Genomic DNA, 22,531 nt, shown 5'->3' on the forward strand with positions numbered 1-22,531 from the left:
TCCTTAGTTGAAACGACGATGCAAAGACTGCACGTCGTAGACCTGCAACTCGGCAAGATGCTGCATACCGATACAAGCAGCGCGGGCGCCAGCCAGCGTAGTGTAGTAAGTGACACGGCCTTGCAACGCCGCATGACGGATGGAATAGGAATCGCGCATCACCGACGGGCGACTGTCCACCGTATTGATGATCAGACTGATCTCGCCATTCTTGATCATGTCGAGGATGTGCGGGCGACCTTCCGCGACCTTGTTCACGATAGCGACTTCTACACCTGCCGCAGCGATGGCCGCAGCCGTGCCGCGTGTCGCCACGACCGTAAAGCCCAGCCCGACCAACGACCGAGCAACTTCAACCGCGCCCGCCTTGTCTTCCTCGCGCACGCTGACGAACACCCGACCGCTCTTGGGCAACTTCACACTGGCGGCGAGTTGCGATTTGACGAAGGCCTCCGCGAAGGTATCGCCCACGCCCATCACCTCGCCGGTGGATTTCATCTCCGGCCCGAGGATCACATCCACGCCGGGGAACTTGATGAACGGGAACACCGCTTCCTTCACCGAAAAATACGGCGGGATGACCTCCTTGGTGACGCCCTGCTGCGCCAGCGACTGGCCGGCCATGCAACGCGCCGCCACCTTGGCCAGCGGCACACCGGTCGCCTTGGATACATACGGCACGGTACGCGATGCGCGCGGGTTCACTTCCAGCACATACACGGTCTCGCCCTGGATGGCGAACTGCACGTTCATCAGGCCGACCACGTTCAATTCCTTCGCCATCGCCACGGTCTGGCGGCGCAGCTCGTCCTGCATCGCAACGGACAGCGAATACGGTGGCAGCGAACAGGCAGAGTCGCCCGAGTGCACGCCCGCCTGCTCGATGTGTTCCATGATGCCGCCGATGATGACCTGCTTGCCGTCGGACACCGCATCCACATCCACCTCGATCGCGTCATTGAGGAAGCGGTCGAGCAGGATGGGCATGCGCTCCGGCCAGGTCTTGCCCAGCTCTTCGGCATCGCGCATGTAACGCTCCAGATCGTTCTGCGCATGGATGATCTCCATACCGCGACCGCCCAGCACGTTGGAAGGACGCATCACCAGCGGGTAGCCGATCTCGGTCGCCCCGGCGACCGCATCGGCCACATTGCTCGCAGTACGGTTCGGTGGCTGTTTCAAATCGAGCTTGCGCAACATGGCCTGGAAACGTGCACGGTCTTCCGCGCAGTCGATCATGTCCACCGAAGTGCCGATGATGGGCACGCCGTTCTTGGCCAGACCGTGCGCCAGCTTCAGCGGCGTCTGCCCGCCGTACTGCACGATCACACCGACCGGCTTTTCAACAGCAACCACTTCCAACACGTCTTCAAGCGTCAGCGGCTCGAAGTACAAACGATCCGAAGTGTCGTAGTCGGTGGAGACGGTCTCAGGATTGCAGTTGACCATGATGGTCTCGTAACCGTCCTCGCGCATCGCCAGCGCGGCATGCACGCAGCAATAGTCGAACTCGATACCTTGACCGATGCGGTTCGGTCCGCCGCCCAGCACCATGATCTTCTTGTTGTTGGTCGGCTGCGATTCGCACTCTTCCTCATAGGTCGAGTACATGTAAGCGGTATTGGTGGAGAACTCGGCAGCGCAGGTATCTACGCGCTTGAACACCGGACGCACGTTCAAGGCATGGCGATAGGCGCGCACCGATTCGTCGTCGATACCCAGCAGGGATGCCATGCGCGCATCCGCGAAACCGCTGCGCTTCAAAGTGCGCAATTGATCCGCGCTGATGCTTTCCAGCGTGCGGCCTGTCAGCTCGCGTTCCTGACGGATGATGTCTTCGATCTGCACCAGGAACCACGGGTCGATCTTGCTGACGTTGAACACCTCTTCCACGCTCATGCCGAGACGGAAGGCATCGCCCACCGCCCAGATGCGGTCCGGACCGGGATTTCCGAGTTCGGCGCAGATCGCGTCACGGTCGTCGTACTTGCTGTCCAGTCCATGCACGCCCACTTCCAGACCGCGCAGCGCTTTCTGGAACGATTCCTGGAAAGTGCGGCCGATGGCCATCACCTCGCCCACCGATTTCATCTGCGTGGTCAGGCGGTCGTTGGCTTGCGGGAATTTCTCGAAAGCGAAACGCGGGATCTTGGTCACCACGTAGTCGATGGTCGGCTCGAACGAGGCCGGGGTCGCGCCGCCGGTGATGTCGTTCTTCAACTCGTCCAATGTGTAGCCGACAGCCAGCTTGGCCGCGACCTTGGCGATGGGGAAGCCGGTGGCCTTGGAAGCCAGCGCCGAGGAACGCGACACGCGCGGGTTCATCTCGATCACCACCATGCGCCCGTCTTGCGGGTTGATGGAGAACTGCACGTTGGAGCCGCCGGTCTCCACACCGATCTCGCGCAGCACAGCCAGCGAGGCATCGCGCAGGATCTGGTATTCCTTGTCGGTCAGTGTCTGCGCCGGTGCGACGGTAATGGAGTCGCCGGTATGCACGCCCATCGGATCCAGATTCTCGATGGAGCAGATGATGATGCAGTTGTCGTTGCGGTCGCGCACGACTTCCATCTCGTATTCTTTCCAACCGAGCAGCGATTCTTCGATCAGCAGCTCTTTGGTCGGCGACGCTTCCAGACCACGCTCGCAGATCTCCATGAACTCTTCGCGGTTGTAAGCGATACCGCCGCCGCTGCCGCCCATGGTGAACGACGGGCGGATGATGGTCGGGAAACCCATCACCTGTTGCACTTGCAGCGCCTCTTCCATGCTGTGCGCGATAGCGGAACGGGCCGAGGCCAACCCGATGCGTGTCATCGCCTGCTTGAACTTCTCGCGGTCTTCCGCCATGTCGATGGCTTCGCGCGACGCACCGATCATCTCGACGTTGTACTTCTCCAGCACGCCGTGCTTGGCCAGATCGAGCGCGCAGTTCAGCGCGGTCTGTCCACCCATGGTCGGCAGGATCGCATCCGGCTTTTCCTTGGCGATGATCTTTTCCACCATCTGCCAGGTGATCGGCTCGATGTAGGTGGCGTCGGCCATGTTCGGATCGGTCATGATGGTGGCCGGATTCGAGTTCACCAGGATGACGCGGTAGCCTTCTTCGCGCAGCGCCTTGCAGGCCTGTGCACCGGAATAGTCGAACTCGCACGCCTGCCCGATGACGATGGGGCCTGCGCCGATGATCAGGATAGATTTGATGTCAGTACGCTTAGCCATTTACTTCCCACCCATCATCGCAACGAAGCGATCGAACAATACGTCTACGTCATGCGGCCCGGGACTCGCCTCGGGGTGACCCTGGAAACAGAACGCCGGCTTGTCGGCCAACTCGAAACCTTGCAGCGTGCCGTCGAATAGCGAGATGTGCGTGACGCGCGCGTTCGCCGGCAGCGTAGTCGCATCCACAGCGAAGCCGTGGTTCTGGCTGGTGATCATCACGCGTTTGGTTGCCGTGTCCTGCACCGGATGGTTAGCGCCGCGATGGCCGAACTTCATCTTCACGGTTTTTGCGCCGCAGGCCAGACCCATGATCTGGTGACCCAGACAGATGCCGTACATCGGCATACCGACTTCAAGAAATCTCTTCGCGGCGGCGATGGCGTAATCGCAAGGCTCCGGATCGCCGGGGCCATTGGACAGGAACACGCCATCCGGCTTCATCTTCAATACTTCTTCAGCGCTCGTCTTCGCCGGCACCACGGTGATCCTGCAGCCGCGCGCCGCCAGCATGCGCAGGATGTTGCGCTTCACGCCGAAGTCGTAAGCCACCACGTGGAATTTGGATTCGGTCGCATCGCTGTAGCCTTCACCCAGTTTCCACTCGCGCTGCGTCCATTCGTAAGGCTTGTCGCAAGTCACCACTTGCGCCAGATCCATACCGGCCAGACCGGCGAAACCCTTGGCCGCTTTCAGCGCCGCGTCGACGTCGTCGCCCGAGGCGATACAACCGTTCTGCGCGCCCTTGCTGCGCAGGATGCGCGTCAGCTTGCGCGTGTCGATACCGGCGATAGCGACCACATTGTTGGCTTTGAGATATTCCGGCAGCGATTGCGTCGCGCGGAAATTGCTCACTGTCATGGACAAGTCGCGGATGATGAGACCGCTGGCGAACACCCGGCTCGACTCCACGTCTTCCGGATTGCAACCGACGTTGCCGATATGCGGATAAGTCAGGGTGACGATCTGGCTGCAATAGGAAGGATCGGTGAGGATCTCCTGATAGCCGGTCATCGAAGTGTTGAACACCACCTCGCCGACGCTGCTGCCATCTGCCCCGATAGAAATGCCGCGAAATACCGTTCCATCGGCTAGGACTAGGATGGCTGGTTTCGTCTGCGACACGTGTAACTCCTTGATTGGCTGGCGTTCAGCACGCCCGAGCTGGATTGCGGGCGTACCTATAAAGAAGCGGGACGAACCCTATGTTCATCCCGCTCATTTGCGGGGCGCATTATAGCCGAAGAGCGATGCCGTATCAAATTCAGCCTGCTTCCCCCCTATAATCCGCCGCCTTTACCACCGCACACCGGAGCCTCGCATCATGCTGGAAGTCATCATCCTCGCCATCGCCCTCAGCATGGACGCCTTCGCCGTCTCCATCGGCCTCGGCTCCAAGGGCAATACCAAAGGACTGGGATTGAAAGCCGGACTCTATTTCGGCACGTTTCAGGCACTCATGCCCTTCATCGGCTATCTGGGCGGCAAAGGCGTACTAGGCTGGGTGGAGGATTACGCACACTGGATCGCCTTCGGCCTGCTGGCGCTGATTGGCGGCAAGATGATCTACGAAAGCCTGCACGAAGGCATAGAAGAAGACATCGCCACCCTCACCCACCGCATGATGCTGCTGCTCGCCATCGCCACCAGCATCGACGCCATGGCCGCCGGATTCAGCCTGACACTGCTGGAGGTGAATGCCTACTTAGCCTGCGCCATCATCGGCGTGACGACTTTTGCATTAAGTTGGATCGGGGTGCGTATCGGCGAGAAAAGCGGTACTTGGCTGGAGAGCAAGGCGGAGATGTTTGGTGGGGTGGTGTTGATCTTGATCGGGGTGAAGATGTTGGTGATGTAATTGCCGTAGGGCGCAATAACCAACGGGCATTGCGCCGCATGGAATCAAAATCAAAACCGTCGGGGGTTGCCCGACGGTTTTGAATTGGATTGATGGGTATCACGGCGCTCTCGCTCCCGAAGGAGCAACACATCCTGCGCTTACTTACCTTGCTTCTCCCTAATATCAGAGATGGCCTTTTTTTGAATCCATTCTCGAGATACACCTTTGCCAACTACAAAGTCCTCCAATTCTTTGGCAATGAGCTTTTGTAGCTGCGTAGCCTCATTCACGAACTTATGAAGTCGATCAATCAGCTCATTTCTGCGGGTATTAATATATAAATCATCAGCATTCTGATTCATTGACCTGTGCACAAGCCAATCGCGCTCATCTTTAAACTTTTCAAGCGCAACCAACAGCTCTGCGCTCAATACTTCCTTTTCCTTGGCAATACGTATCGACGTACCAAGAGTGTTTCGTCTGTGCTTAGCAAGAATTGCTTCCCCAGCCTCAGGAGCCACTGAACCAGGCTCCTTAATTTCAACCTTTAAAGTAATGAAAGTATTAAGAGCGTTCTCTACATGCTGGAGATGCCATATTCCTGCCCCAATCCCCATGAAGAAGACTTGCAACTCATCTTCGTTGATAAGGCGACGTTCTTGATTCATCGTTATCTATTCAAACGCCTAGACATCAGAGGCACTTCCTACTTCAACCCCAGCACATCCTGCATGTCATACATCCCCGCCTGATTAGCCTTCAGGAACCGCGCCGCGCGCAGCGCGCCGATCGCGAACGTCGCACGACTGCTGGCCTTATGCGTGATCTCGATACGTTCGCCTGTACCCGCAAAAAGCACGGTGTGGTCGCCGACGATGTCGCCGCCGCGCACGGTGGCGAAGCCGATGGTTGAGGGATCACGTTCGCCGGTGACGCCTTCGCGTCCGTACACGGCGCATTTTTCCAGATCACGACCCAGTGTGCGGGCGACGACTTCGCCCATGCCGAGTGCAGTACCGGAGGGAGCGTCTACTTTATGGCGATGGTGCGCTTCGATGATCTCGATGTCGTAGCCTTCGCTGAGCACGCGCGAGGCGGTTTCCAGCAGTTTGAACACAAGGTTCACGCCCACGCTCATGTTCGGTGCGAACACGATGCCGATGTCTTGCGCAGCGGCACCGAGCGCGGCTTTCTGCTGCGCGTTGAGGCCGGTGGTGCCGATGACCATGCCGACACCGAGTTTGCGGCAGATCTCCAGATGCTGCATGGTGCCTTCGGGGCGGGTGAAATCGATCAAAGCATCCGCGCCTTGCAGTGCAGTCTCGATGTCGTCGGTGATCTTGATGCCAGCGGCAACGGTGTTGCCGATGAAGGTGCTGCCGGTGTGTTCCAGCGCGGCGTGCAGTTGCAGGTCGTCGGCTTGCGCCACACAGTCCAGCAACACTTTACCCATGCGTCCGCCGCTGCCGGCGATGGCGACTTTAATCTTCATTCTTAATCTCCTGAATGGGAACGGCAGACGGCAACAGCGGCGTGGCGTCGTCGATGCGTGTCAGCACGCCGTTCTCGAAATACAGCGTCAGACGCTGGTCCGCTTCCACCTTGCCCTGTTTCTCCAGACGATACAGATAATCCCAGCGGCCGGCATGGTAGGTGTCGGCGATCAGCGGTGCGCCGAGCACAGCTTTCACCTGCGCTTCGCTCATGCCGAGCTTGATGCGCGCGCGCATGTCCTGCGTGATGAGGTTGCCCTGACGGATCTCGATTTTGTGCGGCGTGAAGGTCGGCAGGTAGTTGGAGAAGTTGCTGCACGATGCGAGCAACAATGAGATCGGGATCAGGACGATGCGCATGGATGTGGTTCGGGTCGGGTACTTGAGAACAGGCGGCATGATACCGCAAGTCACGCCCTCCCCCCAGCCCCGACAGGAACCGGTTATGCAGCCGCGCCCAGCATCTCGGCGGCGTGCTTGCGTGTGGTGTCGGTGATGGTCGCGCCGCCCAGCATGCGCGCGATCTCGTCGATGCGCCGCGGTGCATCCAGCACCTGGATGCTGCTCAAGGTCTTGCCGCCGTGCGCTTCCTTGCTCACTTGCCACTGGTGGTCTGCCTGCGCCGCCACTTGCGGCAGATGGGTGACGCACAGCACCTGATGACGCTGGCCGAGTTTTTTTAGCAGACTACCGACGATCTCGGCCACGCGTCCGCCGATGCCGCTGTCCACTTCGTCGAAGATCAGCGTGGGCACACTGGCGGCACGGCTGGCCGCTACCTGGATGGCGAGACTGATGCGCGACAGTTCGCCGCCGGAAGCGACTTTGGCCAGACTGCGCAAGGGCGAGCCGGGGTTGGCAGACACTTGCAGTTCCACGCTTTCCAGACCGTGCGCGTTGCCTTCCGCCAGCGGCAACAAAGCCACAGCAAACTGCCCGCCCTGCATCGCCAGCGTCTGCATGGCGGCGGTGATCTCGTCGGACAGGGCTTGCGCCGCTTTGCCGCGCGCGGCACTCAATTTCTTAGCAGCCGCCAAATAACTCTGCTGCGCGGCTTCGTCCTGTTTGGCGAGCACGTCCAGATCGGCGCTACCGCCCAGTTCTTCCAAACGTTGCGCGAACTCTTGCAGTTTCTGCGGCAGTTGCTCGGGCTTCACGCGATATTTGCGCGCGGCTTCCATCACATCCGCGATGCGCTGTTCCTGCTGGCGCATGCGTTCGGGATCGGCATCCAGTCGTTCCTGATAATGGCGCAGCGCATACACCGCTTCCTGCAATTCGTTCTGTGCGCTCTCCAGCATGGTGAGCGTGTCCTGCAGACCGGCGTCGAACTCCAGCCCGGCGCGCATGCGCGATGTCAGCGCATTGAGTTGCGCGAGGCAAGCGGTATCCGATTCGCTCAGCACATCGACACCGAACTGCGCGGTCTCGATCAGACTCGCGGCATGCGACAGGCGCGCATGCTCGGCCTGCAATTCATACCACTCCGTTTCGCCGAAGTTCAATGTCTCCAGTTCGTTCTGCTGGAACGCGAGCAGCTCACGTTCGGCGGCGACGGACTCAGCATTCTGTTCCAGTTGCACACGGCGGCGGTGGATGGCCTGCCATGCTTTCCATGCGGCGGCGACAGCGTCGGCCTGTTCGGTCAAGCCGGCCTGACTGTCCAGCAGCTCGCGCTGCGCGTCGGCGCGCAACAGCGACTGGTGCGCATGCTGGCCGTGGATGTCGAGCAGCATCGCGCCGGCTTCGCGCATCTGCTGCTGGGTGGCGCTGCCGCCGTTGATGAAGCCGCGCGAACGACCGCCCGCATCCAGTGTGCGTCGCAGCAGACATATCCCGTCGTCGCCTTCCAGTTCCTGTTCGCGCAGCCAGGCTTGCAGTTGCGGCAAGTCGGCGATATCGAATTCGGCGCTGATGTCTGCCTTGTCGCAACCGGCCCGCACCATTGCGCTGTCGGCGCGCTCGCCCAGCGCCAGCGACAATGCGTCGATGAGGATGGACTTGCCCGCGCCGGTCTCGCCGGTGAGCGCGGTGAAGCCGGATGAGAAGTCGAGTTCGAGCGTGTCGACGATGACGAAGTCGCGGATGATCAGGTGTTTCAGCATGTTCTTTTTATTAGAGTGTCTGCGTCCAAAGCAACTTCTCGCGCAGCGTGTGATAGTAGCTGTGGCCTTCGGGGTGCAGCAGCAGCACCGGCTGGTGATAGCGCGACACTATTACCTTGTCGTGCAGCTGCAGATCGACATGCGAATGGCTGTCGTAACGCACATGGATGTCGCCGTTGCGGTGCATCAACAGTTCCATCACGGAAGAGCCTTTCACCACCAGCGGGCGGTTGCTCAGCGAGTGCGGACACACCGGCACCAGTTCCAGCACGTCCAGCGAAGGATGCAGGATGGGTCCGCCGGACGACAACGCGTAGGCGGTGGAGCCCGTGGGGGTGGAGATGATCAGACCGTCGGCGCGCTGGTTGTACAGATACTCGCCGTCGATGCGCACTTCGAATTCGACCATGCTGCTGACGTTGCTGCGGTGCACCACCACCTCATTGAAGGCCAGCCCGTGGAATACCTCGCGCTTGTCGCGCACCACGGCGGCCTGCAACAGCAGCCGCTCCTCGGAGACGTATTTCCCCTTCAGCATGGCCGACAGGGTCTTTTTCATCGTCTCCAGAGACAGATCGGTGAGGAAGCCGATGCGCCCCTGATTGACGCCGATCAGCGGGATGTGATGCGGCGCCAGCGTGCGGGCGATATTGAGCAGGGTGCCGTCGCCGCCCAGCACCACCGCCAGATCGATCTCCAGCCCCATCTCCTCCAAAGGCAGCGACCGGAACGGCGAATCCTTGGCGTTCTCTGCCGTCAGACTGTCGATTACCACCTCATAGCCCTGTGCGGCGAGGAATTCCGCCAGCGAAAGGACAGGCACGACGATCTCCGGTGTCTTGTATTTGCCGATGATCGCGATGGTTTTGAAGGGGGTGCTCATGGGGCGCGATTAAACCACATCGGTGATGACATGAACATGCGCCCTCCCGCATGCCCCCTGCTAGAATGACCGCCATGCTCAACGATCGCGCACAGATACTGCTGAAGACCCTGGTGGAACGCTATGTAAGTGACGGCCAACCCGTGGGTTCGCGCGCTTTGCAGCAGTTCTCCGGGCTGGAAGTCAGCCCGGCCACCATCCGCAATGTGATGGCCGATCTGGAATCCATCGGACTGGTCGCCAGCCCGCACACTTCGGCCGGACGCATCCCCACCGAGCTCGGCTATCGCATGTTCATCGACCGGCTAATGGTGGTGCAGCCGCTGTCCGAGTCGCGCGTGCTGCAACTGGAAAGCCAGTTGCAGCCGAACAACCCGTCGCGCCTGCTGGCGCAGGCCTCCAATCTGCTGTCCGAGCTGACCCACTTCGCGGGCGTGGTCGCCACGCCCAAGCGCAGCGCGATCAAAGTGCGCCAGATTGAATTCCTGCGCCTGTCCGAGAAGCGCGTACTGCTGATCATCGTGATGCCGGACGGCGAGGTGGAGAACCGTGTGCTGGTGACGCCCAAGGATTACAGCCAGTCGCAGCTGACCGAGGCGGGCAACTTCCTCAGCCAGCATTACGCCGACCTGGCGTTCGGCGACATCCACCAGCGCATGCAAAGCGAGCTGCGCCAACTGCAGCACGACATGACCGCGCTGATGAGCGCGGCGATGGCGGCCAGCGACGAAGCCGTGGCGCGCAAGAGCGAGGATTACGTGATCAGCGGCGAACGCAAGCTGCTGCACGTGAACGACCTCTCCACCAACATGGAACAGTTGCGCAAACTGTTCAACGTGTTCGAACAGAAGACCGAGCTGCTGCATCTGCTGGATGCAGGACGGCACGCGCAGGGCGTGCACATCTTCGTCGGCAACGAATCCGGATTGGCGGGGCTGGACGAATGCAGCGTGGTCAGCGCCCCCTACACGGCAGACGGCCAGATCGTCGGCACGCTGGCCGTGGTCGGCCCGAAGCGCATGAACTACGAACGCGTGGTGCCCATCGTGGACATCACCGCCAAGCTATTGAGCAACGCGCTCTCACAACATTGAGATCGACATGAGTTATCAGACAGAACCCCGCTTTGAACATGGCACGCCCGAAAAGACCGGCATCCTGCTGATCAACCTCGGCACGCCCGATGCGCCGACCGCGCAGGCCGTGCGCCCTTACCTCAAGGAATTCCTCGGCGATCCGCGCGTGGTGGAGATCCCGCGCCTGATCTGGTGGCTGATCCTGAACGGCATCATCCTCAATGTGCGCCCGAAGAAGTCCGCCGCCAAGTACGCCTCCATCTGGCTCAAGGAAGGTTCGCCGCTGCGCGTGTACACCGAGAAGCAAGCCGTATTGCTGCAAGGCTATCTGAGTCAGCGCACCCAGGCCCCGTTCGCGGTCGAGTACGCCATGCGCTATGGCCAACCGTCCATCCCGGCGGCGCTGCGCAAGCTGAAAGCACAGAACTGCCAACGCATCCTGGTCGTGCCCATGTATCCTCAATACGCGGCCAGCACCACGGCCACGGCAACCGACATCGTGTTCCGCGAATTGCAGCAGATGCGCAACACACCTGCCATCCGCACCATCAAGCATTTCCACGACGATGCGGGTTACATCAATGCACTCGCCGCCAGCATCAACGAATACTGGATGAAGAACGGGCGGCCCGAGAAGTTACTGATGAGTTTCCACGGCCTGCCCAAATACACGCTGGAGAAAGGCGACCCGTATCACTGCGAGTGCCTGAAGACCGGACGCCTGCTAGCCGAGGCACTCGGCCTCGGGAAAGAGCAATACGCTGTCACTTTCCAGTCGCGTTTCGGCAAAGCCGAATGGATACAACCCTACACCAGCGCCACACTCAAACAATGGGGCGCAGAAAAGCTCAAACGCGTGGATGTGGTGTGTCCCGGTTTCGTGGCGGATTGTCTGGAGACGCTGGAAGAGATCGCCATGGAAGGCAAAGAAGAGTTCCAGCATGCGGGCGGCGGTGACTATCACTACATCCCCTGCCTCAATGCACGCGACGACTGGATGCATGCACTGACCGATCTGGTGATGGACAATCTGCAAGGCTGGCTGATCACGCCGGATGCGGCAGAGCTGGAACGCTCTCGGACAATCGCCCAAGCAAAGGGCGCGTCCCGCTAAGACACGTCAGACCGGGGTGATTCGCTCCGCTTCGAGCTGGATCATGTAGCGCTGGATCACATTGCTCACGCCGCGGCTCAAGCCGACGAATTCCATGCCGATGCGATGGATCTGCTCGCCGCTCTTGGTCGAAGTCGACTGCCAGATGCCGCACACGCGCAGGCTCATGGGCACCCGTCCGATCTCGGGAAAATCGATACTGCAACCTTCCAGTGTCGCCCCCTGCACAAAGATGTCATTGGCTGGGCCGCGATAGGTGACGCCGATACCGCCCGCGCTCATATCGACCAGCGCAACCTCCAGTATCTCGTCCTCTCCCGTCGGTATCCGGCACATCAGCGCATTACTGCCCTGCGGCGTGTACAGGCGAAAATATTCGCGGCGCTGGATGCGCTCGATCACGGACGGCACATGCAATGAGAAAGCCAAGCCGTCCCTGGCGGTGACCAGTTGCAGATGAGTGGAATGCCAGCGCACCTTGATCTCGGACTGCGTCTCGAACGACACCAGCTTGCTATCGGTGATCCGCTGGTTGACCGCGTCGTCCGAGCTCACATCGATACACACGAACTTGCGGTCACCGCTGACATACAGCACGGTGGTCACCAGTGCGTCACCTTCGTGCGTCGTCAGGTTGAGCAATACTCGGTGTTTGGCCAGTTCGTTCAGAACGTGCACGATCTCCACATGATTGTGGATGGCGAACTGCGGATTTATCTCGTGGTGCGTCATGAAGCGGATTCGGTGCGTGGATTTATATTTAGTGATCTGGCTCAGGGCAGCATTTTACACAGAGTCTCGACGACCTCTAGCGCCCCGTTGTTTTGGGGTGATGCCGGTCGCGAACCGGCCCATATCGCCTCCAGCGTGTCGCCCATCATGCCAACCCGCAATCGGCCGGCATCGACCTCGATCGCGACACCATTCCGCTGCAGCCAATCCACCAGCCAGGGCGCTTCGGGCCAATCGCCACGCGGCACATACATGACCGGCACGCCAGCACAGGCCGCTTCGGCAAAAGTGCCATAACCCGGCTTGGTCAATATCGCATCGCAAGAAGCCAGTACATCCCGAAAATCCAAATCCAGCGATTCAATAGACGATACATCATCGCGTTGCACACCCCATGACTCGGGAACCAGCCAGCGCACGCCAGGGATACCCGGCCAGCTTTCCATAGCCAAACGATATGAGATGCCGCCCATCGCCACTAGCACCAGCTTGTCTCGTGCGGATGCCCCGCAGCGCTCGCGTACCAGATGGCGATGCGGTTCGCCGACTTGGGCAACGCAGGACAGCTCGCGCGTGTTGCGCAGATCGCTCATCGGCATGGCCGGACTGAGTTTCAGGAAAACTTCGGCACTGTTGTATGCAGCCAGCATCTGCGCATGGATGGCCGCTGCCTCGTCATCTTTCTGTGCATAGTGCCTGTAGATGTCGGCCCAGTTGAGACAACACATCGCCACGGCAGGGATGTCCGCGACCTTGGCGGCGGCTAGTGAAAGGTAGGGCACATTCGCCAGCAACAGATCGGGCTGCAGCGCGCGCATCTCCTCCGCTGCCGTCTCCACCTTTTGCGCCCAATCGGCATGATAGTCGCGATAGGCCGCCAGACTGCGCGGCACATCCACGCGGACGGCATCGAACATTGCCATGCCGAAATCCAGCGCGATGTGATGGTGCTCGAACGGAACGTGGATGCGTTGCTTGAGGTATTCAATGGGGGCGTGCGAACGCACGGTGATGCGCAGTTCTGGCCGACGTTGCGCCAACAGGTTCAGCACCGGCGCCGTCTGGGCGATGTGGCCGTAACCGTGGGCGGAGATATCGACCAGCAAGTGCCTCAATTGTCTTCGTGCTCGTAAAGCTTGAAGTTGTTGCGGCCGCTCTCCTTAGCCAGATACATCGCTCGGTCGGCGCACTTGATCAGCGACTGTTCGTCGTCCGCGTCGTCCGGGTACATGGCCGCACCGATGCTAAAACTGACCGTGCGCGACACGTCGCCGAGCAGATGCGGCCGCGACATCGTATCCATGATCTTGTCCGCGATACGGGTCAGCTCGATGTTCGAGTCGATCTCTTCGATCAGGATGAGGAACTCGTCGCCGCCCTGGCGGCAGATGGTGTCCGAAGCGCGCACGCTCTCACGCAGCCGTTCCGCCACAGACTGCAGCAACTGGTCTCCCGCCAGATGGCCGAGCGTGTCGTTGACCTCCTTGAACTTGTCCAGATCGAGGAACATCAGGCCGACCTTGTATTTGTTGCGATCCGCCAGCAGCAAAGCGCGGCGCAGGCGGTCACCGAACAACGCGCGGTTGGGTAGTTTGGTCAGGGAATCGTAGTGCGCCAGGAACTCGATGCGTTGTTCGGCCTCCTTGCGTTTGGTGATGTCGGAGAAGGACGAGATGAAGTTGATGACCTCGCCCTTGGGGTTCTTCACCGCCGCGATGGACAGCCACTCCGGATAGATCTCGCCGTTCTTGCGCCGGTTCCATATCTCCCCCGACCACTTGCCTGCGATCTCTATCGTCCCCCACATCAGCGCATAGAACTCATGCGTCTGCTTTCCGGAACTGAGTATCTTTGGGTTTTTGCCCAGTACTTCCGCTGCCGAATATTGGGTGATGTGCTCAAAAGCAGGATTGACCGTCAGGATGTTGCGCTTTTCATCGGTGATGAGGATCGCCTCGCCGCTGTTCTCGAACATCTTGGCGAACAGTTGCAACCGGTCTGTTGCCTGTTCCAGATTCTGAACCAGCAGATTGAAGCTCTTCGCCATCTCACCGATGTCGGGATTGGTCGCATCGACCTCGGCGCGGCGCGACAGATCCATGTCACGCTGGATCTCGGCCATCGCCTGCTGCAGCTTCTTCACCGGGCGAGTGATGTTGCGCACGATCACATGGCGCACGAACAGGGTGATCAGCACCAGCAACAACAATTGCACCGCCAGGTGGCCGATCCACAACCTGTCCTTGATATCCTCCAAACGGTGCTGTGCGGCCGACAGATCGATCACCACGCTGGCCGCGCCGTTCACTCCGCCCTGCCGCGTGTGGTGACAGGAAAGGCAGTTGGTGCCACGGAAATTCTCGCTGGCAATAAAGGGCATCACCACGCGCATCAGCGGCCGCCCGTCGTCGCCCTGTATGCGCCGAAACAACAGTTCGCCGGTCGCCAGCACCTGACGGTCCATCTCGTCACGCGGCTGCTCTTCCGGCAGGCCGGGGCCGTATTGTTCGACCACCGCCTGACCGCGGATCATGCGCACTTCGACGATGCCCCGCGACTTGGCCATCTTCTCCACGAACAGGCGCCGGTTATCCGGGTTGGATATCTCCCCGGTCAGCATCATCATGTTCATGCCATTGATAAGGCCGTCCGCCGCCTCTTCGGCGCGCGACTCGGCCGAGCGCTCGATCTGCATCTCGAACTGGCCGACCACCCATTCCATCAGAACGAAGAAGAGGATGAGCAAAGCCCCCTGGATCAGGATGTGCAGTTTTTCCTGCACACCGATCGCACGCCAAATCTTTCTCACAGCCTGCATGGAGCCCCCTCCTGGTGATGCGCCGCACCTATGGCACGCTTAACGGTCCGTTCGTCCCACATGCCGGACCAAGGACGTATTCAACGCCACCTTATAATTTTATGAAATGCTCGCGGTAGTGCTTCATCTCTTCAATGGATTCATAGATATCGGCCAGCGCTTCATGCTTGCCGTGCTTCTTGATGCCGCTGGCCACTTCCGGCTTCCAGCGCCGCGCCAGTTCCTTGAGCGTACTCACGTCCAGATTGCGGTAGTGGAAGTAGTCTTCCAGCTTGGGCATCCAGCGTGCCATGAAACGTCGATCCTGACAGATGGAATTGCCGCACATGGGCGAGGTGCGTGCCGGCACGTGCTCCTGCAGGAAGGCCAGCATCTGCGCTTCCACCGCCGCCTCGTCCAACGTCGATGCCTTGACTTTGTCGATCAGGCCGGATTTCCCGTGCGTGGATTTGTTCCAGTTGTCCATTCCGTCCAGCACCAGATCGGACTGGTGCACCACCAGCGTCGGCGCTTCGGCGACTGTATTCAGATCGCCGTCGGTGACCACCATGGCGATCTCGATGATGCGGTCCGTGTCGGGGAAAAGACCGGTCATCTCCATGTCCAGCCAGACGAGATTGTTCTGATTTTGTGCCATAATCCACCGCAGATTTGTTATTGAAATTGCGGCGATTGTCGCACAGCCCGGCCTTCCTATCCATGCTCCCCAGTCAATTCTCCGCCATCTTCGTTTCACTGTTGCTGACCAATGTCGTCGTCAAGGCATGGCTGGCATGGCGGCAACTCGACCATGTCGCTTCGCACCGTGCCGAAGTGCCGCCCGCCTTCCGCGAACAAATCGGCATCGCCGCCCATCACAAGGCCGCCGATTACACCCGCACACTGGTGCGCTTCGGCCTGCTCGGCGTGCTGTTCGATGCCGCACTGCTGCTGATCTTCACGGTAGGCGGCGGCATCCAGACCCTGCACGAGCTGATCGCGCCGCTGTTCGACAGCCAACTGTTGTCGGGTGCACTGCTCATCGTCGCGGTATTGATGCTGCAATCGCTGCTGGAAACGCCGCTGGACCTGTACCGCACCTTCAACATCGAGGCCCGCTTCGGTTTCAACAAGATGACGCTCAAGCTCTACCTCAGCGACATGCTCAAGCAATTGCTGCTCGGTGCCGCACTCGGCCTGCCGCTGCTGTTCGCCGTGTTGTGGCTGATGGACGGCATGGGGGAGTACTGGTGGCTGTATGTGTGGAGCGTATGGGTGGTGTTCAACCTGTTCCTGCTATTCATCTACCCCAGCTACATCGCGCCGCTGTTCAACAAGTTCGAACCACTGACAGATGAAGAGACCAAAACGCGCATCGAAGCGCTGCTGCACCGCTGCGGCTTCTCGGCCAGCGGCCTGTTCGTGATGGACGGCAGCAAGCGCAGCACGCACGGCAACGCGTACTTCACCGGCTTCGGCAAGACCAAACGCATCGTGTTCTTCGACACCCTGCTGCAGCGCCTCACACCGAGCGAGATGGACGCTGTGCTGGCGCACGAACTCGGCCACTTCAAGCGCCGCCATGTGTTGCAGCGCATCGTCGTCACCTTCGCCATCAGCCTCGCCTTCCTGTGGGGACTGGCGCAGCTGATGCAGACCGAATGGTTCTACGCCGGGCTGGGCGTTGCCACGCAATCGACCGCCACCGCCCTGCTGCTGTTCTTCATGGCATTACCGGTGTTCACCTTCATCCTGCACCCGCTCACCTCGTTCTGGTCGCGCAAGCATGAATATGAAGCCGATGCCTACGCCGCCGCGCAGACCGACGCCAAAGACCTCGTGAGCGCACTGGTCAAACTGTATCAGGACAACGCCAAGACCCTGACACCCGATCCGGTGTACGCTGCGTTCTACGAATCGCATCCGCCCGCGCCGATGCGCATCGCCCACCTGCAAAAACTGGGAGCCGCCAAATGAAAAAGACACTTTTCCTGATCATGTTCCTCTCGCTGAATGCACAAGCGACACCGTTCGCCAACGGCGATGCCAAGCGCGGTGAGAATCTGTTCAAGAAGTACGAATGCAGCAGCTGCCACGAAGCGCGCATTGGCGGCGACGGCAGCGCCATCTTCACTCGCGCGGACCGCACCGTGCGTTCGGCGGATAACCTCATCGTACAGATGGAGCGCTGCTCCGGCGCCATAGGCAAGCAGCTCACCGCACAGGAGAAACAAGACCTCGCGGCATGGCTGAACCAGCGCTACTACCACTTCAAGTGAGGTTCGATATGACAAGCGACCTACTGCACCAGCACTGCCAAGCCTGCAAAACGGGCGATTCCGCGCTGAGCGCGAACGAGGTTGCTGAATTGCTCGAACGGCTGGACGGCTGGGCACTCAACGGGCTACGCATCAGCAAGACTTACGCGTTCAAGGACTATTACCAGACCATCGCCTTCGTCAACGCGATCGCCTGGATGACGCATCGCGAAGACCATCACCCCGACCTGCAAGTCGGCTACAACCACTGCACGGTGGAATATTCCACGCACTCGGTCGGCGGTCTGTCCACAAACGATTTCATCTGCGCCGCGAAAGTCGACGCGCTGTACCAATCTTGAGCGCAAGTTTGCACGGACGCATCATCGCCGCATACGGCAGACACTATCTGGCCGAGACGCCGGAAGGCGAAGTCGTCGAATGCGTACCGCGCGGCAAGAAGAGCGATATCGCCTGCGGCGACATGATCGAATTCCAGCGCACCGGCACCGATCAGGGCGTGGTCGAACGCATCTCGCCGCGCAGCAGCCTGCTCTACCGTTCCGACGCGTACAAACAGAAACTCATCGCCGCCAACGTCACGCAACTCATCATCGTCGTCGCCAGCGAACCTTCGTTCAACGACGAACTGCTGGCGCGCTGCCTGCTCGCCGGACACGAACAGCATCTGGAAATGCTCATCGTGCTGAACAAGAGCGACCTGCCGCAAGTCGCCGCCGCGCGCGCGCAACTCGCGCCGTACGCAAAGATCGGTTATCGCATGCTGGAGCTCTCGGCCAAACAGAACGTAGAGCCGCTGCTCCCCTACCTGCAAGGACACATCAGCGTGCTGGTCGGACAATCCGGCATGGGCAAATCCACGCTCATCAACGCGCTCATCCCCGAAGCACAAGCCGCCACCCGCGAGATCTCCACCGTGCTCGATTCCGGCAAACACACCACCACCCATGCCCGACTGTATCACCTCAACAAAGACAGCGACCTGATCGACTGCCCCGGTGTGCAACTGTTCGGCCTGCACCACCTCGACTTCGCCACACTGGAACGCAACTTCCCCGAATTCCTCCCCTATCTCGGCGAATGCCGCTTCGCCAATTGCAGCCACTCGCACGAACCGGACTGCGCGATACTCAAAGCGACGGACGCAGGCATCATCGATAGAAGAAGGCTGCAACTGTTCCAGCAGATCGCTGGGCACTGAGCTGCTGCGCTAATTGATCACGGATGTTTGCTTGGGCTGCATATCGGCCTTAGCGGGCACTTGGATATTCAGTCTGAATGTCGGTTTGCCAGCGCTGATCAGCCACCTACCACAAATCATCTTCAAGTAGCTTGAGCACCCGATAGACCATCACAAATTTTGTTCGATCAGGTATTCACAGCAACGGGCACAGCAACTTGCGCTGCCACCTGTTGAGCGATTGGAGTGTAAAGGTCAATATCTGTCTCGGGTGTGCGGATGGAAACGATGAGGCTGTAACGGGCAGGCAGGTCGTAGCGCTCTTGTGCTTGACGGGTGCGCCACCAACCTTTGGCCGGGTAGACGGCGATGAAACCACGGCTAGCCAAATCAGCTGCCGTACCTCGCCAAATATCTTGATGGAGCGAGCCACGGTGCCGTTGTTGACCACCTAATGTCCACGCAGGGTCTTTAGAATTAATCGCGTCGTCATCATCGTGTGCAGCTGCAGCGTTGATGCGTGCAACAAAATCTTCAGTGGTGGCATCTAGTGGGCGCTGCACGTCAAAGCGGAGCCGGTGCGATGGGTAATGAAACTTGGACGATGTGCCTCGTGCTGATGGGTTCGGCTCTATGAAATAGGACAGCGTGATTCGAAGCTCAACTTGGGTATTTGGCGGCAAAGCATGAAGCTGTTCCTTCGGCCACGGCAGCGAGTGTAGATTCATGTCACGACTCTTGTCGCCCTTCTGGTATGGATGCATTTCGTCTTCAACAATGAGAGTGAGTGAATTGCCTGCGCTCCACAGCGCTCGGTCAAGGTCGGGCACACCCCATCCGCAATGCCGAATAAGATTCACGAAGTCCATTTTGGTGTGTGTCTTGTGAGTTGGTAGGTAAGCAGTTCGCATGGCATCTGTCCATTCAGCGGAATGGACAATAAGGGCGCGAATGGTCTCGGAACGGAGTGCTGGGTAAGCAGCCATAAGTTGCGCCGCCATGCGAGCTCCTAAGGCGGATGCTGCGCTGGTGGCATTGGTGGTTGTAAACAAACGTTCATTGGGCAGATTGTTTGTCGTCAGCAGTTGCAAGCTGGTAATGCCCGCTGAACTAATCGCGTCTTTGCCTACATTCCCACCTTCAAAAACCACATCAGGCTTCAATGGCCACACTGAATCCCAAGCTGCTGAAGTGGTTGTATAAGGACTCAATCCCCCTGCATCGGCAATAGGCTTGTAATCTTGTGCGTCAGCTTCGGAGATGAGAACTTTGACAGTGTAAGCCCCAACCGTAATGGCATTCCAAGCCTGAGCTGGGTCGCGAATCTGGCTTGTTGTGAGGCTGGCAGGATAGGTGCTCCAAGCCTGTTCGTTAGTCGTGTTCCCTGCGGAAAGTACAAACAAGCGCGGTGACTCCCCATTGAAATCGTAGTCTGAAGCAAGCTTATCGACCGTGGCCGACCATGCTGATGGCCTGCCGCGATCTCTGCCGTCATCCGATGTCACTGCCGAGGTGAACACGCGCGGACGATTTGGTGCCGCAATTTCTGGTCGACTGACTGCCTCAGCAAACAGGTAGCCGTGCTGTTTTGCATCACCTTGATTCGCGCCTTGTTCGGGAGTGAGCTTTGCCGATTCCAGCCGATGCGTTAACAACACGGGATCATTGGTGGACAGAGTTTGAGATAGGTCGCCAAAGACGGCAAGGCCGGCAAGACCAGTTCCATGATTGGCTGTGTCGTTGGTGCCCCAACCCGGATTCACCGTATGCAGATCGTTTTCATCTATCAGTGGAGCAAGCAATGGGTGCGCCCGGTTAACACCAGAGTCCAGCAGACAAACACGAGGAGTCGAATCGGCATCAGGTGGCAGCGTCAGCCTACCCAGAGTTTCATCGACCCACTCTTGCTGCTCGGGTGGTGCCATCTCGTGAAAGAACTCTGCTGTCTCCTTTGCGCGACGCAATTCTGCCACGCAGTTCAATGTCATAACGGACTGTGAGAATTGCTGCTGCGATCCGTACATGATTACCACGGTACGTTCCGGAAAGTTGATTTGATGTTCGCTGACCTTGCATTCGGCCAATGCAGCCAATTTTCGGAAGTCCGCGACTACGTCATTGCGCCGCCCTCGAACTGGCAACCAGACCTCCCACCAGAATGGCTCAGCCATGTCCTCCGGAAGTAAATTGGGCTCGTCCGTCCAGAGAGCTTTTATTTCAGCGCTACGTATCGACGCGATGGCGTTGAGCAACGTGCCGTGGTCGATGAGGCCATCATTCTTATTTGTCTTTGCTTCCAGGTACTCGGCAACGTACTTCTCGAAGTGCTCCAGTTTTCCATCCGGCACAAAGACGTTAGCCACAGTACTGTTGCCGTCTGTTCTAACGCTCAGGACTTCAATCTGTTTGGTCGGGTCTCTGCCGCGCTCCGAACCAAGACTTTCAAAGGCAAGAGTGACATCTGGCAAACCAACAAACTGGATCTGCAAACCAAGACCACTTTCAAGTCCTTGCTCTGTTTGCACCTCGACTGCCTGCTTGGCGATAGGAATAAGCGAGTGCAGCTGCGCTTGAAGCATTGAGCCGTGCATGGCTCGATCCAGCGGGGGCACATCAGGTCCTCCCCCTCCACCGGCGGAAGGAGCGGTGAAGGACTGTGCCTTGGAGGTATTGGTTAATACAAGATGCGGGCGCTTATCGTGAGTTTGGTCCGCCATGGTTGCCGTACGCTAATTACTTGGCGCCTGCCTTGGCACTGATGAGGCGGCGTTCGTCTAACGCACACCCCAGCAAGGCTCGCTGCACTTTGGGTTGGTCATGCATGATCGCTTCTTTGATCGATTCGTCCACGGCACGGCAAATTTCGGCGTAACTCAAACCCGCCGCCTGCTCTGACAATCCGTCCTTTTTAAAGGGCTTAGGAGCGAATGAGCCCAGTCGTGAACGAATCAACTCAAGTGCCTGCACAGGCGTAGGCAAGTGGTATTCCAGCACGTCATCGAAACGCCGGAACAGTGCGTAGTCAAGAACTTCGGGATGATTGGTTGCTGCGATGATTAAGCTGTTGGACTGGTCGTGCTCAATCATCTGCAAAAAGCTGTTTAGTACGCGGCGGATTTCGCCCACGTCATTAGCCATCCCTCGCTGAGAGCCTATGGCATCAAACTCATCAAAGAAGTAGACGCCGCGCAGATCAGTCATAGCATCAAAGACCTGACGCAGCTTGGATGCCGTCTCGCCCATGAACTTGGTGATTAAAGAATCAAGACGAACTGAGAACAACGGGATGCCCAACTCTCCCGCTAAAACTGAAGCCGTCATCGTTTTACCCGTTCCCGGAGGACCTACCAAGAGCAGTTTACGACGCGGAGATAGTCCATGTTCCCTAATGCGTGCCAGCATGCGCTGTTCTTTGATGATGCGTTGTAATTGGCTGGAGGCTGTCTCGTCCAACACCATATCGCCGAGCCGATTCGCCGGATGTGTGACAGTTAGCAGGTTCGCAAGCTCACCTCGCGGTTTGGCGGCACTGCCAATGGCTACCAATTTTCCAGATGCGTCTTGCCCGAGCCGCGTCTTACCCGCATCAATCATGTCACGTAATTCTTCGGCCAGTTTCCCATGCCCCAACTTCGCCTCATGCGCAGCCATCTGCATCGCGACGGAATAGAAATGACCGTCGTCGCGACTGATGTGTGATTTGATGAGCGCTTTAAGTTGTTCTGAGCTAGCCACGATGTGTTGTATTCCAATAGCGGCACTGTACGGGTCCGTATTTTCGCACAGTACCTTGGTAACTGGAATTTAATC

General features: G+C 58.9%; 20 protein-coding genes. 7 read left to right on the forward strand and 13 right to left on the reverse strand.

What is annotated here, in order from left to right; genetic code table 11:
- Nucleotides 1-3 precede the first annotated feature (3 nt).
- Nucleotides 4-3,222 (reverse strand): carbamoyl-phosphate synthase large subunit, encoded by a 3,219-nt coding sequence (gene carB, locus ACYCZ5_RS06695; RefSeq protein WP_461544016.1) that lies wholly within the window; start codon nucleotides 3,220-3,222, stop codon nucleotides 4-6.
- On the reverse strand, nucleotides 3,223-4,347 hold the full coding sequence (gene carA / locus ACYCZ5_RS06700) for a glutamine-hydrolyzing carbamoyl-phosphate synthase small subunit (protein ID WP_461544017.1): 1,125 nt from the start codon (nucleotides 4,345-4,347) through the stop codon (nucleotides 3,223-3,225). It abuts the gene before it with no gap.
- Between the two features lie 199 nt (nucleotides 4,348-4,546).
- On the opposite strand from carA, the gene ACYCZ5_RS06705 reads away from it, so the two are divergent.
- Complete coding sequence (locus ACYCZ5_RS06705) at nucleotides 4,547-5,080, forward strand: manganese efflux pump MntP (RefSeq protein ID WP_461544018.1); 534 nt, start codon at nucleotides 4,547-4,549, stop codon at nucleotides 5,078-5,080.
- A 140-nt stretch (nucleotides 5,081-5,220) separates the two neighbouring features.
- On the opposite strand, the gene ACYCZ5_RS06710 is transcribed toward ACYCZ5_RS06705, so the two are convergent.
- The 5 genes from ACYCZ5_RS06710 to ACYCZ5_RS06730 form a co-directional block, all read right to left on the reverse strand.
- Nucleotides 5,221-5,730 (reverse strand): hypothetical protein, encoded by a 510-nt coding sequence (locus ACYCZ5_RS06710; protein ID WP_461544019.1) that lies wholly within the window; start codon nucleotides 5,728-5,730, stop codon nucleotides 5,221-5,223.
- A 38-nt stretch (nucleotides 5,731-5,768) separates the two neighbouring features.
- Nucleotides 5,769-6,554, reverse strand: coding sequence for a 4-hydroxy-tetrahydrodipicolinate reductase (dapB, locus tag ACYCZ5_RS06715; protein WP_461544020.1), 786 nt, complete (start codon nucleotides 6,552-6,554; stop codon nucleotides 5,769-5,771).
- Nucleotides 6,544-6,915 carry an outer membrane protein assembly factor BamE gene (locus tag ACYCZ5_RS06720; RefSeq protein ID WP_461544021.1) on the reverse strand — a complete coding sequence of 124 codons (372 nt, stop codon included), beginning with the start codon at nucleotides 6,913-6,915 and terminating at the stop codon, nucleotides 6,544-6,546. The genes dapB and ACYCZ5_RS06720 overlap by 11 nt, the downstream gene beginning before the upstream one ends.
- An 83-nt stretch (nucleotides 6,916-6,998) precedes the next feature.
- Nucleotides 6,999-8,660 carry a DNA repair protein RecN gene (gene recN, locus ACYCZ5_RS06725; protein WP_461544022.1) on the reverse strand — a complete coding sequence of 554 codons (1,662 nt, stop codon included), beginning with the start codon at nucleotides 8,658-8,660 and terminating at the stop codon, nucleotides 6,999-7,001.
- Between the two features lie 10 nt (nucleotides 8,661-8,670).
- Nucleotides 8,671-9,543: an NAD kinase gene (locus ACYCZ5_RS06730; RefSeq protein ID WP_461544023.1), complete on the reverse strand. Its 873-nt coding sequence runs from the start codon at nucleotides 9,541-9,543 to the stop codon at nucleotides 8,671-8,673.
- A gap of 74 nt (nucleotides 9,544-9,617) precedes the next feature.
- Here ACYCZ5_RS06730 and hrcA point away from each other — a divergent pair, with 74 nt between their 5' ends.
- Both hrcA and hemH read left to right on the forward strand, forming a co-directional pair.
- Entirely contained in the window at nucleotides 9,618-10,637 is a 1,020-nt protein-coding gene (hrcA, locus tag ACYCZ5_RS06735; protein ID WP_461544024.1) for a heat-inducible transcriptional repressor HrcA, read from the forward strand.
- 7 nt (nucleotides 10,638-10,644) lie between these two features.
- Complete coding sequence (gene hemH, locus ACYCZ5_RS06740; RefSeq protein WP_461544025.1) at nucleotides 10,645-11,733, forward strand: ferrochelatase; 1,089 nt, start codon at nucleotides 10,645-10,647, stop codon at nucleotides 11,731-11,733.
- A 6-nt stretch (nucleotides 11,734-11,739) separates the two neighbouring features.
- Here the strand turns inward: hemH and ACYCZ5_RS06745 are convergent, their stop codons facing one another.
- The 4 genes from ACYCZ5_RS06745 to orn form a co-directional block, all read right to left on the reverse strand.
- Nucleotides 11,740-12,465: a flagellar brake protein gene (locus ACYCZ5_RS06745; RefSeq protein ID WP_461544026.1), complete on the reverse strand. Its 726-nt coding sequence runs from the start codon at nucleotides 12,463-12,465 to the stop codon at nucleotides 11,740-11,742.
- Nucleotides 12,466-12,506: 41 nt separating this feature from the next.
- Nucleotides 12,507-13,580 (reverse strand): glycosyltransferase family protein, encoded by a 1,074-nt coding sequence (locus ACYCZ5_RS06750; protein WP_461544027.1) that lies wholly within the window; start codon nucleotides 13,578-13,580, stop codon nucleotides 12,507-12,509.
- Nucleotides 13,577-15,283 carry a diguanylate cyclase domain-containing protein gene (locus tag ACYCZ5_RS06755; protein ID WP_461544028.1) on the reverse strand — a complete coding sequence of 569 codons (1,707 nt, stop codon included), beginning with the start codon at nucleotides 15,281-15,283 and terminating at the stop codon, nucleotides 13,577-13,579. Before ACYCZ5_RS06755 ends, ACYCZ5_RS06750 begins: the two co-directional genes overlap by 4 nt.
- A 91-nt stretch (nucleotides 15,284-15,374) precedes the next feature.
- Nucleotides 15,375-15,920, reverse strand: coding sequence for an oligoribonuclease (gene orn, locus ACYCZ5_RS06760; protein ID WP_461544029.1), 546 nt, complete (start codon nucleotides 15,918-15,920; stop codon nucleotides 15,375-15,377).
- 62 nt (nucleotides 15,921-15,982) lie between these two features.
- Between orn and ACYCZ5_RS06765 the strand changes: the two genes are divergently transcribed.
- The 4 genes from ACYCZ5_RS06765 to rsgA are packed head-to-tail and all read left to right on the forward strand — an operon-like array spanning nucleotide 15,983 to nucleotide 18,742.
- Entirely contained in the window at nucleotides 15,983-17,239 is a 1,257-nt protein-coding gene (locus tag ACYCZ5_RS06765) for a M48 family metallopeptidase (RefSeq protein WP_461544030.1), read from the forward strand.
- On the forward strand, nucleotides 17,236-17,541 hold the full coding sequence (locus tag ACYCZ5_RS06770) for a c-type cytochrome (RefSeq protein WP_461544031.1): 306 nt from the start codon (nucleotides 17,236-17,238) through the stop codon (nucleotides 17,539-17,541). The genes ACYCZ5_RS06765 and ACYCZ5_RS06770 overlap by 4 nt, the downstream gene beginning before the upstream one ends.
- 8 nt (nucleotides 17,542-17,549) lie before the next feature.
- The gene (locus tag ACYCZ5_RS06775; RefSeq protein ID WP_461544032.1) at nucleotides 17,550-17,882 is read left to right on the forward strand and encodes a 4a-hydroxytetrahydrobiopterin dehydratase; all 333 of its coding nucleotides are present in this window, start codon (nucleotides 17,550-17,552) and stop codon (nucleotides 17,880-17,882) included.
- Complete coding sequence (gene rsgA, locus ACYCZ5_RS06780; protein ID WP_461544033.1) at nucleotides 17,879-18,742, forward strand: ribosome small subunit-dependent GTPase A; 864 nt, start codon at nucleotides 17,879-17,881, stop codon at nucleotides 18,740-18,742. Before ACYCZ5_RS06775 ends, rsgA begins: the two co-directional genes overlap by 4 nt.
- A 167-nt stretch (nucleotides 18,743-18,909) precedes the next feature.
- Here the strand turns inward: rsgA and ACYCZ5_RS06785 are convergent, their stop codons facing one another.
- Entirely contained in the window at nucleotides 18,910-21,438 is a 2,529-nt protein-coding gene (locus tag ACYCZ5_RS06785; RefSeq protein ID WP_461544034.1) for a S8 family peptidase, read from the reverse strand.
- 16 nt (nucleotides 21,439-21,454) lie between these two features.
- Nucleotides 21,455-22,456, reverse strand: a complete 1,002-nt coding sequence (locus ACYCZ5_RS06790) for an AAA family ATPase (RefSeq protein ID WP_461544035.1) — start codon at nucleotides 22,454-22,456, stop codon at nucleotides 21,455-21,457.
- Nucleotides 22,457-22,531 lie beyond the last annotated feature (75 nt).

It is taken from the genome of Sideroxydans sp. (genome assembly GCF_054604835.1).

Coding starts and splice junctions, on each gene's coding strand:
- carB (WP_461544016.1), bottom strand. CDS start 3,222: ATGGCTAAGCGTACTGACATCAAATCTATCCTGATCATCGGCGCAGGC.
- ACYCZ5_RS06705 (WP_461544018.1), top strand. CDS start 4,547: ATGCTGGAAGTCATCATCCTCGCCATCGCCCTCAGCATGGACGCCTTC.
- ACYCZ5_RS06710 (WP_461544019.1), bottom strand. CDS start 5,730: ATGAATCAAGAACGTCGCCTTATCAACGAAGATGAGTTGCAAGTCTTC.
- dapB (WP_461544020.1), bottom strand. CDS start 6,554: ATGAAGATTAAAGTCGCCATCGCCGGCAGCGGCGGACGCATGGGTAAA.
- ACYCZ5_RS06720 (WP_461544021.1), bottom strand. CDS start 6,915: ATGCGCATCGTCCTGATCCCGATCTCATTGTTGCTCGCATCGTGCAGC.
- recN (WP_461544022.1), bottom strand. CDS start 8,660: ATGCTGAAACACCTGATCATCCGCGACTTCGTCATCGTCGACACGCTC.
- ACYCZ5_RS06730 (WP_461544023.1), bottom strand. CDS start 9,543: ATGAGCACCCCCTTCAAAACCATCGCGATCATCGGCAAATACAAGACA.
- hrcA (WP_461544024.1), top strand. CDS start 9,618: ATGCTCAACGATCGCGCACAGATACTGCTGAAGACCCTGGTGGAACGC.
- hemH (WP_461544025.1), top strand. CDS start 10,645: ATGAGTTATCAGACAGAACCCCGCTTTGAACATGGCACGCCCGAAAAG.
- ACYCZ5_RS06745 (WP_461544026.1), bottom strand. CDS start 12,465: ATGACGCACCACGAGATAAATCCGCAGTTCGCCATCCACAATCATGTG.
- ACYCZ5_RS06755 (WP_461544028.1), bottom strand. CDS start 15,283: ATGCAGGCTGTGAGAAAGATTTGGCGTGCGATCGGTGTGCAGGAAAAA.
- orn (WP_461544029.1), bottom strand. CDS start 15,920: ATGGCACAAAATCAGAACAATCTCGTCTGGCTGGACATGGAGATGACC.
- ACYCZ5_RS06765 (WP_461544030.1), top strand. CDS start 15,983: ATGCTCCCCAGTCAATTCTCCGCCATCTTCGTTTCACTGTTGCTGACC.
- ACYCZ5_RS06770 (WP_461544031.1), top strand. CDS start 17,236: ATGAAAAAGACACTTTTCCTGATCATGTTCCTCTCGCTGAATGCACAA.
- ACYCZ5_RS06775 (WP_461544032.1), top strand. CDS start 17,550: ATGACAAGCGACCTACTGCACCAGCACTGCCAAGCCTGCAAAACGGGC.
- ACYCZ5_RS06785 (WP_461544034.1), bottom strand. CDS start 21,438: ATGGCGGACCAAACTCACGATAAGCGCCCGCATCTTGTATTAACCAAT.